Source organism: Gelidimonas diazotrophica (assembly GCF_055694025.1).
Genome location: NZ_CM146349.1, coordinates 2,373,568 through 2,387,124, shown reverse-complemented (window position 1 = coordinate 2,387,124; position 13,557 = coordinate 2,373,568). Strand labels below are relative to the sequence as shown.

General features: G+C 55.5%; 14 protein-coding genes. 13 read left to right on the top strand and 1 reads right to left on the bottom strand.

Annotated elements, in window-relative coordinates; all coding sequences use genetic code 11:
• The first annotated feature begins 206 nt into the window (after window positions 1-206).
• From ccsA to ccsB, 3 genes are all read left to right on the top strand, one after another.
• Window positions 207-1,016, top strand: a complete 810-nt coding sequence (gene ccsA / locus KGFNPO_RS11080) for a cytochrome c biogenesis protein CcsA (RefSeq protein ID WP_472631337.1) — start codon at window positions 207-209, stop codon at window positions 1,014-1,016.
• A gap of 8 nt (window positions 1,017-1,024) precedes the next feature.
• Window positions 1,025-3,004 carry a tetratricopeptide repeat protein gene (locus KGFNPO_RS11075; protein WP_472634456.1) on the top strand — a complete coding sequence of 660 codons (1,980 nt, stop codon included), beginning with the start codon at window positions 1,025-1,027 and terminating at the stop codon, window positions 3,002-3,004.
• 285 nt (window positions 3,005-3,289) lie between these two features.
• On the top strand, window positions 3,290-4,294 hold the full coding sequence (gene ccsB / locus KGFNPO_RS11070) for a c-type cytochrome biogenesis protein CcsB (protein WP_472631336.1): 1,005 nt from the start codon (window positions 3,290-3,292) through the stop codon (window positions 4,292-4,294).
• A gap of 70 nt (window positions 4,295-4,364) precedes the next feature.
• Here ccsB and KGFNPO_RS11065 read toward each other — a convergent pair whose 3' ends face one another.
• Window positions 4,365-4,571 carry a hypothetical protein gene (locus KGFNPO_RS11065; protein ID WP_472631335.1) on the bottom strand — a complete coding sequence of 69 codons (207 nt, stop codon included), beginning with the start codon at window positions 4,569-4,571 and terminating at the stop codon, window positions 4,365-4,367.
• Between KGFNPO_RS11065 and KGFNPO_RS11060 the strand changes: the two genes are divergently transcribed.
• The 10 genes from KGFNPO_RS11060 (at window position 4,570) to KGFNPO_RS11015 (ending at window position 13,528) form a co-directional block, all read left to right on the top strand.
• Entirely contained in the window at window positions 4,570-5,007 is a 438-nt protein-coding gene (locus tag KGFNPO_RS11060; protein WP_472631334.1) for a TlpA family protein disulfide reductase, read from the top strand. The genes KGFNPO_RS11065 and KGFNPO_RS11060 overlap by 2 nt on opposite strands.
• An 18-nt stretch (window positions 5,008-5,025) precedes the next feature.
• Window positions 5,026-6,672: a sensor histidine kinase gene (locus KGFNPO_RS11055; RefSeq protein ID WP_472631333.1), complete on the top strand. Its 1,647-nt coding sequence runs from the start codon at window positions 5,026-5,028 to the stop codon at window positions 6,670-6,672.
• A complete protein-coding gene (locus tag KGFNPO_RS11050; RefSeq protein WP_472631332.1) occupies window positions 6,669-8,087 on the top strand; it encodes a sigma-54-dependent transcriptional regulator in 1,419 nt (472 codons plus the stop codon). Before KGFNPO_RS11055 ends, KGFNPO_RS11050 begins: the two co-directional genes overlap by 4 nt.
• A 35-nt stretch (window positions 8,088-8,122) precedes the next feature.
• Window positions 8,123-8,686, top strand: a complete 564-nt coding sequence (locus KGFNPO_RS11045; protein ID WP_472631331.1) for a tetratricopeptide repeat protein — start codon at window positions 8,123-8,125, stop codon at window positions 8,684-8,686.
• Window positions 8,683-9,000: a c-type cytochrome gene (locus KGFNPO_RS11040; RefSeq protein WP_472631330.1), complete on the top strand. Its 318-nt coding sequence runs from the start codon at window positions 8,683-8,685 to the stop codon at window positions 8,998-9,000. Before KGFNPO_RS11045 ends, KGFNPO_RS11040 begins: the two co-directional genes overlap by 4 nt.
• Window positions 9,000-10,088, top strand: coding sequence for a ligand-binding sensor domain-containing protein (locus tag KGFNPO_RS11035; protein ID WP_472634455.1), 1,089 nt, complete (start codon window positions 9,000-9,002; stop codon window positions 10,086-10,088). The genes KGFNPO_RS11040 and KGFNPO_RS11035 overlap by 1 nt, the downstream gene beginning before the upstream one ends.
• Before the next feature lie 8 nt (window positions 10,089-10,096).
• Window positions 10,097-11,353, top strand: a complete 1,257-nt coding sequence (locus KGFNPO_RS11030; protein WP_472631329.1) for a ligand-binding sensor domain-containing protein — start codon at window positions 10,097-10,099, stop codon at window positions 11,351-11,353.
• 288 nt (window positions 11,354-11,641) lie between these two features.
• Complete coding sequence (locus tag KGFNPO_RS11025; RefSeq protein ID WP_472631328.1) at window positions 11,642-12,169, top strand: hypothetical protein; 528 nt, start codon at window positions 11,642-11,644, stop codon at window positions 12,167-12,169.
• Entirely contained in the window at window positions 12,150-12,947 is a 798-nt protein-coding gene (locus KGFNPO_RS11020) for a cytochrome c3 family protein (RefSeq protein WP_472631327.1), read from the top strand. The genes KGFNPO_RS11025 and KGFNPO_RS11020 overlap by 20 nt, the downstream gene beginning before the upstream one ends.
• Window positions 12,944-13,528: a hypothetical protein gene (locus KGFNPO_RS11015; protein WP_472631326.1), complete on the top strand. Its 585-nt coding sequence runs from the start codon at window positions 12,944-12,946 to the stop codon at window positions 13,526-13,528. The genes KGFNPO_RS11020 and KGFNPO_RS11015 overlap by 4 nt, the downstream gene beginning before the upstream one ends.
• The last annotated feature ends 29 nt before the right edge of the window (window positions 13,529-13,557 follow it).

The following is a 13,557-nucleotide window of genomic DNA, read 5'->3' as shown; positions in this document are numbered from 1 at the left end:
ACTCCCTATAAAACTAAAAATATACCGGCTCCCTGCATGGCGCTGGGAGCAGGATGTATGTCGCAGCTTGGCGCAGCCGCGATTGGCAGATTGCTCACGGCTACCATGTGAACAGGCTGTGGCTGCTGGATTGTTAAATGGTTGTAGATATGGCAGTTTTTCGGGCGGAGTTGGAGTGGCCGCTCATTGGGAATACATGAGGCGATATGGATGAGTTGAGAATGTTGTGGGTGGCATTGCTGGCCTATGTGACGGCTGGCAGCATCGGCATCATCGCGGTTGCGCTGCGGCGCCGTCCTGAGCGCACCGTGCTGGCGTTGATTTTGCTGGGCTTGGTGCTGCATACGCTGTCGATCGCGCTGCGCTGGGAGCGACTCGGCCACGGGCCTTACATCACGATGTACGAGATACTTTCCAGCAATGTCTGGAGCATCATGCTGATTTTTTCATTGGCTTACTGGCGCTTGCCGCCGATCCGCCCCAGCGCCGCAGTGGTGATGCCGATCCTGTTCATGGTGATGGGCTGGCTGCTAATGACCAGCCCGGTTGAAGGTCATATGCCGACCACCTACCACACGATCTGGCTGTTCATCCATATCGGCTTTGGGAAAGTGTTTTTCGGCGCGATGATGGTCGCGGTCGGGATTTCCGGCGTGATCCTGACGCGCCGCACCGCTTTCGGCGCCAGCCGTTTCGAGCGTTTGCCGCCCGACGCCAATCTGAGCGAACTGGCTTTCCGATGCATGGCGATCGGCTTCATTTTTGAAACACTGATGCTGATCGCCGGCGCGATCTGGGCCCAGGATGCATGGGGCCGATACTGGGCCTGGGACCCGCTGGAAACCTGGGCTTTCCTGACATGGCTGGTGCTGGTTTTCTCGTTGCACGCCCGGTTTACCTACAAGCTGTCGCCGCGCGCCGGTTCGTTGCTGGTGCTGGCGGTGTTCGTAGTGGCATTTCTGACCTTTTTCGGAGTTCCTTTCGTCTCCACTACGCCGCATCAGGGAGCGGTGTAGTGCAGACCATGCTGAACGACAAGGACGAGGTGCGCGCACTAGCGGCTGGATGGTTGCTGCTGGCACTGACCGCACTCGCACTGTCGACCGCATGCGCGGTATTGCTGATAGCAGCACGGGTGCCGCTGCCAGGGGTTTTTACCGCTTCCGTCGTTTGGTTTCGCAGCGCCTTGGTATTGCACGTCAGCCTGGCGGTGATCGTATGGTTTCTCTGTTGCGCTGCCGGATTATGGACGCTGGCGGCCGGCGCTGTCGCCGGACGTTGGCGTTGGACGGCACTGACCTTGGCCGCTGTCGGGATGGCGGCCATGGTGGCGGCCTTGTTCTTCGGCGTATCGGCCCCGGTGCTGGCTAATTACGTACCGGTGCTCGATAACCCGGTGTTTCTGGCCGGACTGGCCTTGTTTTTTTGCGGAGTCACCCTGTGCGGCATCACGTCCGGCACCGAGTTGATCCGGAGATTGCGCGCGAGCCAGGTCGAGGTCTGGCGCATCGGCGCCGCGTTGTCGATCGCCGCTGCCGCGATCGCCGCCGCCGCTTTGATCGCGTCGCTGGCGCTGGTCGGGCTACCGGCGGATGCGGCTGGGTTCGAAGTGCTGGCGTGGGGACCGGGCCACATCCTGCAGTTCGTCCATGTGATCCTGTTGATGAGTGCCTGGACAGTGCTGGGTGAACACGTGCTGGGACACGCGATCGCGCCGCGCCGCTGGCAGGCAGGGTTGCTGTTGCTGGCCGCCGCACCGCTGTTGGCGGTGCCTGTCCTCTATTTCAATTATCCGATCAGTAGCCCGGATTTTCGCCATGCATTCACACTGCTGATGGCCTTGGGCGCCTGGCCGGCGGCCGCGCTGCTGGCGCTTTGCCTGCTGCTGCAGTTGAAGCGAGCCGGGCGCACCATCTGGACGGCACCGCAAGCGCCGGCGTTGCTGTTGTCGATCCTGCTGTTCCTGCTTGGATGTGCGCTGGGCGCGATGATCCGGAGCGACTCGACCATGGTGCCCGCGCATTACCACGGTACCGTTGGTGCGGTGACGCTGGCATACATGGCGCTCGGGTACCGATTATTGCCGGCGTTCGGGTTCGCCAGCAATGACGGGCGGCTGGTGCACTGGCAACCGGTGCTGTATGGCTCGGGGCTGATGATTCTGGCGCTTGCGTTGGCGTGGTCGGGTTGGCTCGGCGTGCCGCGCAAGACCTTGCATGTCGACGTCATCGTGCAATACCCGGCGTATTTCGCTGCAATGGGCCTGGCAGGATTAGGTGGATTACTGGCCATCGGCAGTGCCGCGTTGTTCGTGCTGAATGTCCTGCGTAGCCTTCGCGTCGGGCTGCGGCAAACGGCGCCAGGCACAGATCGGCGTGATGTCAGGTGGCCTGCATTCGGGCTCACTCTCGGGATGACCGTGGCGCTGGGCCTGCTGCTGGCTTATTGGCCGGCCGAGATCGGCGGCGCCGTTACAGCGAAACGCTCGGATCTGCGCGAAGAGGGAACCGGGCACGCGGCACAGAAACGCAAGGAGGAAATCGAACGCCGTTTTGCTCAGGGTGTGGCATTGCTCAATGCAAAGCAGTTTGAGGCGGCGGCGAGTCAATTGCATCGGGTCCTTGAGTTGGCGCCGCAAATGCCGGAAGTACATGTCAACCTGGGCTTTGCGATGATAGGCGTGCAGCGCTACGCGGTGGCCAGGGATTTCTTCAACGTAGCGATCGATTTGAACCGAAATCAGCACAACGCTTATTTTGGATTGGCGGTCGCCCTGGAAGGTCTGCGCGATCTGCCGGGTGCGCTGGGAGCCATGCGCAGTTATGTCCACTTGAGCCAAGCGGGCAATGCTTATCTGCCCAAGGCAAATGCGGCAATATGGGAATGGGAAGCTGCGCTAAAGAAGGCCAAAAGTGAGAATGCTGGAGATCGCCAGGTTTTGACGCTTCCCGGAAATGAGAAAAATGCCATTACGTATCCCATTCACGAGAAAAAAATCAATTAAATCAATTGACCCCTCGCAGGGTAGGCACAAACCAGCGCTAATGCTTTGAAACCGAACCCATCAGGAGCCGGCATTTTGCCTGGACCCGAAATTGCTTAGTGGAATGCTGGTAACGGTTGTCATTGTCATTCAACCGCGTAAGCATTAAGCATTGGCACGGCCCCATCTGAAAAAATGCTGTGGATTCGTCGAGATCAGCAGGCATGGCCGGCATTGGTTGTGGATGTATAAAGTTCAAGTCCTCAATCACCAGTCAATCAGCAGCTGCCAGGAGGAAATCGCGTCATGAATCAAGGATATTTACCCAGTAGCGGTCAGGCTCGTGTTGTGCTTTCGGTACTGTGTTTGGTTACTTTTCTCATCATCGGCTTCGGGCTGATTGGTGTCATGGAGTTCCTGGAGACAAAAAGCCTGACTGTGGAGGTGCCGCTTGAGCAGTTGTTTTCGTACAAATTGATCGGCTATGCGAATTTTCTGCTGATTGGCTCAACCATTTTATACGTTGCGCATCTCTGGTTCACGACTCGCGCCGTGGGACTGTGGGCAACCGGTCTGTCGGTTGTTGGTGCGCTGGGCCTGGTGGTGGGATTGGTGGCACGCGCTGCAGAAACCTATTTCTTTCATCGCACCGGGCAAATGCCTCTTACCAGTCTGTACGAAGTAATGTCGCTGTTTAGTGCCATCACCGTAGTGATTTACCTTGTGATGGAAAGGGTCTATCGCACGCGCTCGGCCGGCGCTTTTGTGATGCCGATCGTGGCGGCCGCTGTGCTGTTCGAAGCCTGGCTTGTATATAACGACCACGTCACTTCCGAGGACCTCTTTCCAATACTTCGAAGCGACTTGATCCATGCCCATGTGCTGGCCAATTTTATGGGCTATGGCGCGTTTGCCGTGGCGGCAGCGATGGGCGTAATGTATTTGCTGCGGCACGATGCGGAACGCCATCGTCTCGCATCAGGGTTTGCCCTGCGTGCCCTGCCGGATTTGGCGATGATTGATCGCTTGATGCATCAGGCAATTTCTCTTGGATTTCCGATGTTTTCTTTCGCGACGATGCTTGGTATCCTGTCAGCCAATAAGGCATGGGGACGATATTGGGGATGGGACCCGAAAGAAACCTGGGCGCTGATTGTGTGGGTGGTGTATGCCAGCTATTTTTATCTGCATTATGCGAAAAAATGGCGCGGCGCCCGGATGGCATGGTGGACCATCATCGGGTTCATCCTTGCCGTGTTCTGCTTTCTGGGCGTTAATCTGTTCTTCTCCGTGTTGCATTCCTATGGGTAGCTGAGTATTTGAAGCAGAAGCCGAATCGAGTGCGATTTTAGCGAATTATTACCCAAGTAAATAATGCAATTTAGCGGAAATATCCCGCGTTTTTTTGATTGATATGGATGGATTTTATACATTTAAAACACAGCGCTTCATTCCAGCCACTGCGGCCGATGGCGTGGCGGCGCGCGGCTGCAATTTGTCTCATGTTGGTGTCCATTGCCGCCTGCGACAAGCCCACAGCGCCGGTAGTGCCGCAATTGGTGGAAGGGCAGGCATTTCCATCTTTCATGCTTGACTTTATTTTTAATAAAAACGATGCCGCGCCATCCTTGCAAGGAAAAATGCTGGTACTGAATATCTGGGCGACATGGTGCCCTCCGTGTCGTCGCGAAATGCCCAGCCTGAATCATTTGAGCAAGACACTTGACCCGCAACGTTTCGCGGTGATCGGTTTATCCACCGACGACGATGCTTTGCTGGCATCTGAATTTCTTGGACAGAATGGCATTACATTTACTAATTATCTTGATCTGAACGGAAAGATGTCGCGTCAATTGGGATTGCAGGTTTATCCGGAGACATTTGTGATTGCACCCGACCGTACCTTGGTACGGCGCATGACGGGACTGCAGGATTGGAGCAGCCCTGACATGGTCAGTATGCTGGAAGGACTCTATCCGGCGCAGCACAGTGCAAACGGTGGGAGCACAAATGTCCGCAAATAACGATGTCATGTCTGGCATATGACTTTAGATAGCAAGTTCATCAAGCTTATTTCTCGCGTATACGCCCGAATCACAGCCCTACTGACGATCACCAATACCACCGAAACACCGGGGACGCCCGATCCTGCGCTGACTTCTGCTGCGTCAACGTCACCCGTGTCTCCCGCTTCGAACGGACATCGTTGGGTCCTCTCCATCCGGACCAAGGGATTGATCGTGTTTGCCGCGCTGATGGTCTATTCGGTCGTTATCGGCCTTTTTATATTTCATCAAAAAAGTCTGTTGTTGCACGATTTCGAAGAAATACAGGGGACGCTTGAAACTGAGACGATGTTGAAGCAGACGGACGTTTCGACCTTCCATGCGGTCATGGCGATATTCGCCAATATCGATGCGTCCGACCATGCAGCGGGGATGCAGCGTATCCAGATGCATCATCAATTGTTGTTGCGTCAACATGCAGAGTTGACCGCACGATTGCCCAACGTTTCCCTGAACGTGACTGATTTGAATGAGGCTTGGGAAGATGCTATCAAGGATTCGTCCAAGGCCAATTTGAACCGGCTGATTGTTGAACTGATCAAGGCCAAGAAGGATCTCGCATTGTTCACGGAGCAAGTGCAAGAGAGCCGCAAATCTTTGTCTGAACGTTACCGCACGCAGACTGACTCAGTGGCCATGACGACCCTTTTGCTCGGGATGCTGGGGCTGGGTCTGCTGGGTGCAATCATAGGTTTGTTTTTCCGGCGCTTGACAGACGATTTGCGTATTCTGCAAAACAGGGCGCTGGAAATCGTGCAGGGGTTTCGTGGCCAACCGATTGCGATCACACGTGATGATGAAGTCGGCCAGTTGATGAAAGCCGTTAACAATATGGCGGACACGCTGGATCGGCGCGAAAAAGAATTGATGCTTGAACGTCAAAAGTATTTTCATCAGGAAAAGATGGCGGCTATCGGCGCATTGGCTGCAGGCGTCTCACATGAAATCGGCAATCCGATTGCCGCTATTGCCGGCATCGCGCAAGAAATGGTCGAACGTCGGGCAGCCAACGGAAGCGCTTGTACAGCAGTAAATTGTCACGACTGCCGGCCGGAACTGATTTATGCGCAGACGCAACGATTAGCCGCGATCACGCGCGAAATTTCAGAGTTCGCGTCACCGCGCGCCGTCGAACCGCAATTACTCGACTTAAATGCGCAACTACGCAGTACCAGCAGTTTGATCCGCTACGATAAACGCATGCAGCGCGTCACGTTGCGGCTCGATCTGGATTCCCAGTTGCCGGCGATTTACGGCGTCGCTGACCAACTGACGCAGCTCATCATGAATCTGTTGATCAATGCCATGGATGCATTGGAAGGTGTGCAGGACCGTGCGCCAATCATCGTGATCAGCACACGCATGGACACTGAACGTGCCTGTGTGGTCATCGAGGACAATGGTCACGGCATCGATTCCGAAACTCTGAGTCGGGTATTCGAGGCATTTTTCACGACTAAGCCGGCCGGTAAAGGCACCGGTCTCGGCCTGTCCCTGTGTTATGCGATCATCAAGAAGCACGGCGGCACCATTGAAATCGATTCCACCCCTGGCATGGGCACGCGCGTGCAGGTCTTTTTCCCCACGAACGATACAGCCTATAACGAAGCGAATTCCCTATGAAATCTCTGGACGTGTTGGTGATTGATGACGAGCCTGCAATCCGTCAAATATTGACGGCGTATTTACTCAAGACGGGCTATAACGTTTTTCAGGCGCCGAATGGCCTGGAGGCATTCGAACGCCTGTCCAAAGGCGATATTGATGTTGCGATTTGCGATATCAAGATGCCTGATATCAGCGGAATCGAATTGGTGCGGCGAGTTCGCGCTTCCGGACTCGATACCAATTTCATCATGATGACCGCGTTCGCATCGGTGGACACCGCGATCGAAGCGATCCAGGCCGGCGCATCCGATTACATGATCAAACCGGTACGCAACGAAGAGGTGTTGCACCGTCTCGTGAAAATCGACGACATGCGTGGCTTGCGCGCCGAGAATCGCGTGCTGCGCAGTCTGGTGCAAGGCAACAAGGAAGACCAGTTTACATTCATGTCGCCCGCGATGCGCGATCTGGATCACCTGATCGCCAAAGTGTCGCCTACCGACAGTACGGTTCTCGTTACCGGAGAAAGTGGCACAGGAAAAGGTGTCCTCGCGCGCCGAATTCATCAGCAAAGCCCGCGCGCCAATGCGCCTTTCATCCCGGTGAACTGCGGCGCTCTACCAGAAAATCTGATGGAAAGCGAATTGTTCGGTCATACCAAGGGCGCATTTACCGGTGCCGACAAGGCCAGGAAAGGCCTCTTTCTGGAAGCGGACAAGGGAACAATTTTTCTCGATGAAATTGGCGAGTTGCCTTTGCTGCTGCAGGTCAAGCTGTTGCACGTGATTGAAGATAAATCAATCCGGGCGGTTGGAAGCGAGCAGGCGCGCCGTGCTGATGTGCGGATTGTGGCAGCCACCAATCGCGACTTGGCACAAATGGTCGCTGAAGGGAAGTTCCGCGAAGACTTGTATTTTCGACTGAGTGTCTTTCATATCCACTCGCCGCCATTGCGTGAGCGGCGAGGGGATATTCCGAAATTGGTGCGATTCTTGCTTCAGCGTGGAAAGAAACGCATGAACGTGATGGGGGCGATCTCGATCGATCCGGAAGTAGAAGAAATTCTGGCCGCATACGCGTGGCCGGGGAATGTGCGGGAAATGGAGAACGTCATCGACCGTGCTTTGATTCTTGCGGAAGAAGGGCATGTCACTTGTGCCGATCTGCCGCCGCAGATCATTAAGGGCGCGCGCGCGGGGATGCCAGAATTAGCGATCCAGGATTCCGGCGATAGTCTGCGCGATCAGGTCAGGCGGTTCGAGAGTGCGCTTATTTGCAAGGCAACCAATGACGCCGATGGCGATCGCCGCGTAGCGGCGCAAAAACTGGGGATAGGCTTGTCAAGTCTTTATCGGAAACTGGAAGAGTTTGAATCGCTTGGGCTGCTGCAGGATGGCACGAGTCTCCGCCACGAACCACGTTTGGCCTGATTTCGGCCGGATACAACAGTGAGATAAGAAGGCACATGAAAAATCAAACGATGCTTGGAAGCGGCCTGACATGCCTGGGTATGGGCGCGCTGTTGTGGGGTCTCATCACGCCTTGTGCAGTGGCGGGCCCTGAACAGGATACCGAACTGGCGGAAAAGGAATTTGCGCGCGGCGATTTGGTCGCGTCGCTGGCGTTATGGACAAAGGCGGCGCAACAAGGTTATGCGCCGGCGCAGGTGCAGCTCGGCTACATCCTGGATAAAGCTGAGGAGGATGAACAAGCAGTTGGTTGGTACCGCAAAGCGGCAGCCCAGGGCAATGCCGCGGGTGAGTATGGTCTGGGACAGATGTATGCCAAAGGCGAAGGCGTCCAAAAGGATTTCGAGCAAGCGCGCTCCTATATTTTGCGGGCAGCGGAAAAAAACTATCTAAATGCCTTGGTATTGATGATGAATGTATATCGGACTGGCGGCCTGGGTCTCTCCATCGATAACGTGCAAGCCGATGCATGGGAATCCAAGTTGATCGCGCTGTCTCCCGGGTACAAAAGCACGTCCGTGAAAGACCAGGAAAATGCAAAAAAAGTGGATGCCAAATGAAGATAACAACGAATATTTTGAAGACGACACTGGCGGGATGGATTCTGCTGTTGGCGTGTGGTGCGTCGCAGGGCGCAGACACCAACAAGGGACGCCAGCTGTATGCGGCCAACTGCGCCATCTGTCATGGTCAAACCGGACGTAGCGTGATGCCCGGTGCGCCCAGTTTTGATCGCGGCGATGGCTTGTTGCGGCCCGATTTCACCTTGCTCGCGGCCATCCGGTCAGGCAAGAATGCGATGCCTGCGTTTCAGGGCATATTGGCTGACCGCGACATTATGGATGTGATTGCCTATTTGAGGACTTTGCATTGATGCGTTCGTTAAAATTGTTGTTGTTGAGCGCATCGATGGTGATTTTCGTCAGCGTTGCTCATGCGCAGGGAAAAGCGACGGACGGCGCACTTGCGCCCAAGGTCATTGAAACCTTCAACGTGGGCGAGGACGTCTACGTGCGTGCCTTGGCGGTCGAGCAAAAAACCGGTGCGCTGTGGATAGGGACATCGAAAGGCGTGCATGAAATCGATGTGGCGTCCGGCAAACTGCGCCGCACCTTTACCCGTGAAAGCGGACTGGCTAATGAATACGTGTTCGCCATCGGCATCGATCAGAAAGGCTACAAGTGGTTCGGCACCAACGCCGGCGGCGTATCGCGCTATCGCGATGGCAAATGGAAAACCTACTTCCCGATGCACGGTTTGGCCGATTACTGGGTGTACTCGTTCGCGAATCAGAAAAATGGCAATTTATGGATCGGCACTTGGGCCGGTGTCAATGTGGTCGACATGAAAACCCTGAAATTTCGCACCTACGTCAAGGAATTGATCAACGAATGGGTGTATGGCCTCGGCGTCGATGCGCGCGACCAGGTCTGGTTTGGCACCGAGGGTGGCGTATCTATGTTTGATGGCAAGGCATGGCGCTCATGGACCCACAAGGATGGACTGGGAGCAGATAATCCAAATAAATTGCTGGCTAGTCCTAATACCGGGCTGGGCACGCGCTCACGCCACGACTTGGGACTGCTATCGGCAGACGGTTCGCCTACTTACAACCCGAATTATGTGTTCTCGATTCTGGTCGCAGCGGATCAATCGATCTGGGCCGGTACCTGGGGCGGCGGGGTAAGTCGCTTCGACGGCAAGAAATGGACCAACTTCACGGTCAAGGACGGCTTGGCCGGCGATATCGTGTACAGCATGGTGCAGGATGCCAAGGGCGTCTTTTGGTTCGGCACCAGCAATGGACTTACGCGCTACGACGGCAAGACCTGGCGCAGCATCGACAAACGGACCGGATTGCTCGATAACAATGTGTATGCGCTCGCGGTGGCCCCGAACGGGGACATCTGGGCCGGAACCAAGCGCGGCGTCGCGCACCTGAGTCAATCAAAAGGAAAATAGGAAAAGTCATGGTGCAATTGAATAAGAAATCGATCGGGATCATCGCGGCAAGTTTGGTGGGCGTGGCAGGCCTGATTGGCGTCGCTTATTATGTCGGTCAGAAACAGGCGTCCACCTCGCAGGTCGCCGCGCAGCGGTTACCGGTTGCCGGGAAGTTAACGCCGAGCGCGCAGATGTCGCCGAATCATCCGGCCATGAGCGAGCCAAGCGGGCCGCAGCAGCAAGGCAAAGTGCAACTTGACCCAAACGCCAAGTTTGCTCACTTCCGTGTCGGGAATCGCAACGTCAAATCGATGCTGCTCGACGGTAAATTGCTGTGGGTCGGCACCTCGGGCGGCGTGATTCGATATGACACCACCACCGACGAGTATCGCTTGTTCGACGCCCGCAACGGCTTGCTGTCGAACGGCATATTCCACATCAGCAAACTGGACGGCAAGATATTGGTTGGCACCTATGGCGGCGGCATGTCTTTGTACGATCCAACCAAGGACAAATGGGAAAATTACAATATCCCCGACGGCCTGGGCGACGCGTTTGTCTATGGCGCGCTGAAGGCATCCAATGGCGACGTCTGGGTTGCGACCTGGTCGGGTGCCAACAGGATACGCGGCGGCGCGCTCAAGGATCGTTCGAAATGGGATTTGTTCACTGTTGAAAACACCAAGGGCGGATTGCCCAACGACTGGGTATATGGTTTGGCCGAAGGCAAAAACGGTGAAATGTGGCTAGCGACCGAAGGCGGCCTGGCGCGTTACAAGGACGGCAAGTGGGATCATTGGAATCATTCGAACGGTCAGGGTGCGCCGTTTGAAAAGGTTAAGGACGACATCAAGTTCAACAATGATCCGGCAAAGTCTTCCGTGCATCACGCGAAGCAAAAAGAGGAAATGGGGCTGCAAGACGTCAATGTTGCGTACAACCCGAATTACATCGTTTCGTTGCTGGTGGACGACGACGGCATCGTGTGGTGTGGCACTTGGGGTGGCGGCCTGGCTCGTTTCGATGGCAAAACCTGGCGTAACTACACGGTTACTGATGGCTTGCCTGGGAACCACGTATTCATGCTGCATAAGGATGCCGAGGGAAAAATGTGGATCGGCACCAACAATGGCCTCGCGCGTCGCGAAGACGGCAAGTTCGTCGTCATGACGACCGAACAGGGTCTGTATTCAAACAATGTGTTTTCGATGGCGACCGGTGCTGGTGGTGACCAGTGGATAGGCAGTTTTGGCGGAGTTGCCCATTTAAAGGCGAACAAATAGATACACATTACTGAGGATTTTAGTATTTGCAGAGCGGGTGGTTCATTTCGCTCTCCATTATTCAATTGGCCGTCATTCCCGCAGTGGCGGGAATGACGGCAATTTTGAATGAGGTAGTGATGACCGCGATCTGGTCATCCCGAACCACAGGAAGGAATCTCAATCGCATGTTCTATCGATGAATGGTTGAGGGATATTTCTTACAGGTGCAAACCGTTGCGCCGGCGAACCGCATAGCGAATAGATGGCGCTGTAAAGCAAAGCAGTCGTTTACTGAAGGAGTCGACCTTGGCCCATGATCCGATGATTTTCTTTCATCTCAAGCTGGTGACAAAAATCAGCCTGGCGGTGGGGATACTGGCCGTGCTGGTACTTCTGGCGCTGCTGACGCTCATCACTGGTGACACCGGCGAATCGTACGGCGCCATCATTCATTCGCACAGTCTTACCCGTGCGCATCTGGGCGCGGCGATGCTGGTTGCCGGCCTGCTACTGGTCGCCATCACGGGATTCATCACCTGGTTGATCGTCTTGTACAGCAGTTTTCGCGTGGCCGGACCGCTCCATCGGTTTTCGCAAAACCTGAAACTGGCCAGCGCGAGCGACTCCATCGAACTGATCGAACCTCGCAAAGGCGATGCGCTGCCGAAGCAGGCAGCCGACATCAAGCAGGCAGTTACCGCTTTGCGCCAGCATTATGCTGAAATGAAAATTGCAGCCAATGAAGCATTGTCCGCGCTGGGGGCGGGCAATGCCGCACAGTACGCTGACGCGATAGCACGCTTGAAGGTGCTTGATGAAAAAGCGCGCGTTTAAGCTGCTCGCCCTATTCTCGGTACTCGCCGCGTTAGCGGCAGGGGGCACGCTGTATGCGATGTTTGCCGCCGGCACCAATTCGCATATGGGAAAAACGAACTGCGCATTGTGCCATCTGGCGGGCAAGGACGTCACTGTGCAGCAGGCAAGCATGCTGACCTCCAGTCAAGAAATGCTGTGCGGAAAGTGTCATCCGGCCGCCATCCAGGTCAGTCATCCAAGCGGCTTTCAACCGAAAACCACACCGCCCACAATGTATCCGCTTGACTGGAAGGGCGATCTGACCTGCAGCACCTGTCACGATGTCCATAGCAGCAGCCCAGGTCTCATGCGTGGCGCCAAGCAGGGCAAACAACTTTGCTTTGCGTGCCATGAGGCTGATTTTTTCAATAAAATGCGCGATGGCGGCGCATCGCTCATGGCGGGACACCTGGTTAATAAAGGTATCGACAGCAGCGCGCCGACGCTTGATGTCTATTCGAACATGTGCATGGAGTGTCACGGCCAAAGCGCGACGCCAAGGCTTGCCACCAGCATCGACCGCAACGGCGTTGTGCGTCACGCGAGCCAATCGGCCAATCATCCGATCGGCATGAATTATCAGAATGCGTTTTCTTTTGGCGGCTATCGTTCGCGCAGTACCGTGGAGCGCAAACTTCTGCTGCCGGGTGGCAAGGTCAGCTGCGTTTCCTGTCATTCCGGGTACCGGAAGGAGCACGGCAAGCTCGTTGTCACCAATGCGCAGTCTGCACTATGTTACGAATGCCACGACCTATGAATTTCGCGCATCAACAAAACCGTCGTCGTATCCGCCTGGTCGACCACGTACTCCAGAAGTCGCTATTGGTGGCACTGGTCATCATGGAAACCGGGGCGGTCGCGATCGCAATCTGGGCCTTGTACAAAACGCTGGGTGAGATCGTCGACGAGAATATGTATCGCATCCATTTCTCGGGCAGCATTAATATGTTGTCGCTGTTAATCAGCGAAGGGATGCGCGTGCTGGGCGGCATGCTGCTGGTGAATGTGCTGGCCTTGATAATTGCGGACCGGATCTGGGCGTTTTATGTCGACGGTATTTTGCGCAATCTCGGGCGGTTGATGACAGCATCCAGCCAGCTTAATTTTTCCGGGCAGGACCCGATCTCGTTTCATCACGCTGTGCTCGAGCAAGCGTTGGCTTGGCGCGAGTTCGAGTCCTCGCGTCTGGTCAAGGTACGAGACCGTATTCGGGATTTGCCCGCACAGTTGCCTACGCTGCAAGAGGACAGAGACGCGATCGCGGCAGCACTCACGAACCTGCAGGATGGCCGATTCCGTGCAGCGGAGTTCTGTCGTGAAGATGGTCGCAACACGTGAAAAAATCCATGTGCGCGAACCGGCAGGTT

What these genes read in the sequence shown, in the direction of transcription:
- KGFNPO_RS11065 (WP_472631335.1), bottom strand. Translation starts at nt 4,571, where the DNA reads ATGAAAGATGGAAATGCCTGCCCTTCCACCAATTGCGGCACTACCGGC.
- KGFNPO_RS11075 (WP_472634456.1), top strand. Translation starts at nt 1,025, where the DNA reads ATGCTGAACGACAAGGACGAGGTGCGCGCACTAGCGGCTGGATGGTTG.
- KGFNPO_RS11040 (WP_472631330.1), top strand. Translation starts at nt 8,683, where the DNA reads ATGAAGATAACAACGAATATTTTGAAGACGACACTGGCGGGATGGATT.
- KGFNPO_RS11020 (WP_472631327.1), top strand. Translation starts at nt 12,150, where the DNA reads ATGAAAAAGCGCGCGTTTAAGCTGCTCGCCCTATTCTCGGTACTCGCC.
- KGFNPO_RS11015 (WP_472631326.1), top strand. Translation starts at nt 12,944, where the DNA reads ATGAATTTCGCGCATCAACAAAACCGTCGTCGTATCCGCCTGGTCGAC.
- KGFNPO_RS11050 (WP_472631332.1), top strand. Translation starts at nt 6,669, where the DNA reads ATGAAATCTCTGGACGTGTTGGTGATTGATGACGAGCCTGCAATCCGT.
- ccsB (WP_472631336.1), top strand. Translation starts at nt 3,290, where the DNA reads ATGAATCAAGGATATTTACCCAGTAGCGGTCAGGCTCGTGTTGTGCTT.
- ccsA (WP_472631337.1), top strand. Translation starts at nt 207, where the DNA reads ATGGATGAGTTGAGAATGTTGTGGGTGGCATTGCTGGCCTATGTGACG.
- KGFNPO_RS11055 (WP_472631333.1), top strand. Translation starts at nt 5,026, where the DNA reads ATGACTTTAGATAGCAAGTTCATCAAGCTTATTTCTCGCGTATACGCC.
- KGFNPO_RS11030 (WP_472631329.1), top strand. Translation starts at nt 10,097, where the DNA reads ATGGTGCAATTGAATAAGAAATCGATCGGGATCATCGCGGCAAGTTTG.
- KGFNPO_RS11035 (WP_472634455.1), top strand. Translation starts at nt 9,000, where the DNA reads ATGCGTTCGTTAAAATTGTTGTTGTTGAGCGCATCGATGGTGATTTTC.
- KGFNPO_RS11060 (WP_472631334.1), top strand. Translation starts at nt 4,570, where the DNA reads ATGCTTGACTTTATTTTTAATAAAAACGATGCCGCGCCATCCTTGCAA.
- KGFNPO_RS11045 (WP_472631331.1), top strand. Translation starts at nt 8,123, where the DNA reads ATGAAAAATCAAACGATGCTTGGAAGCGGCCTGACATGCCTGGGTATG.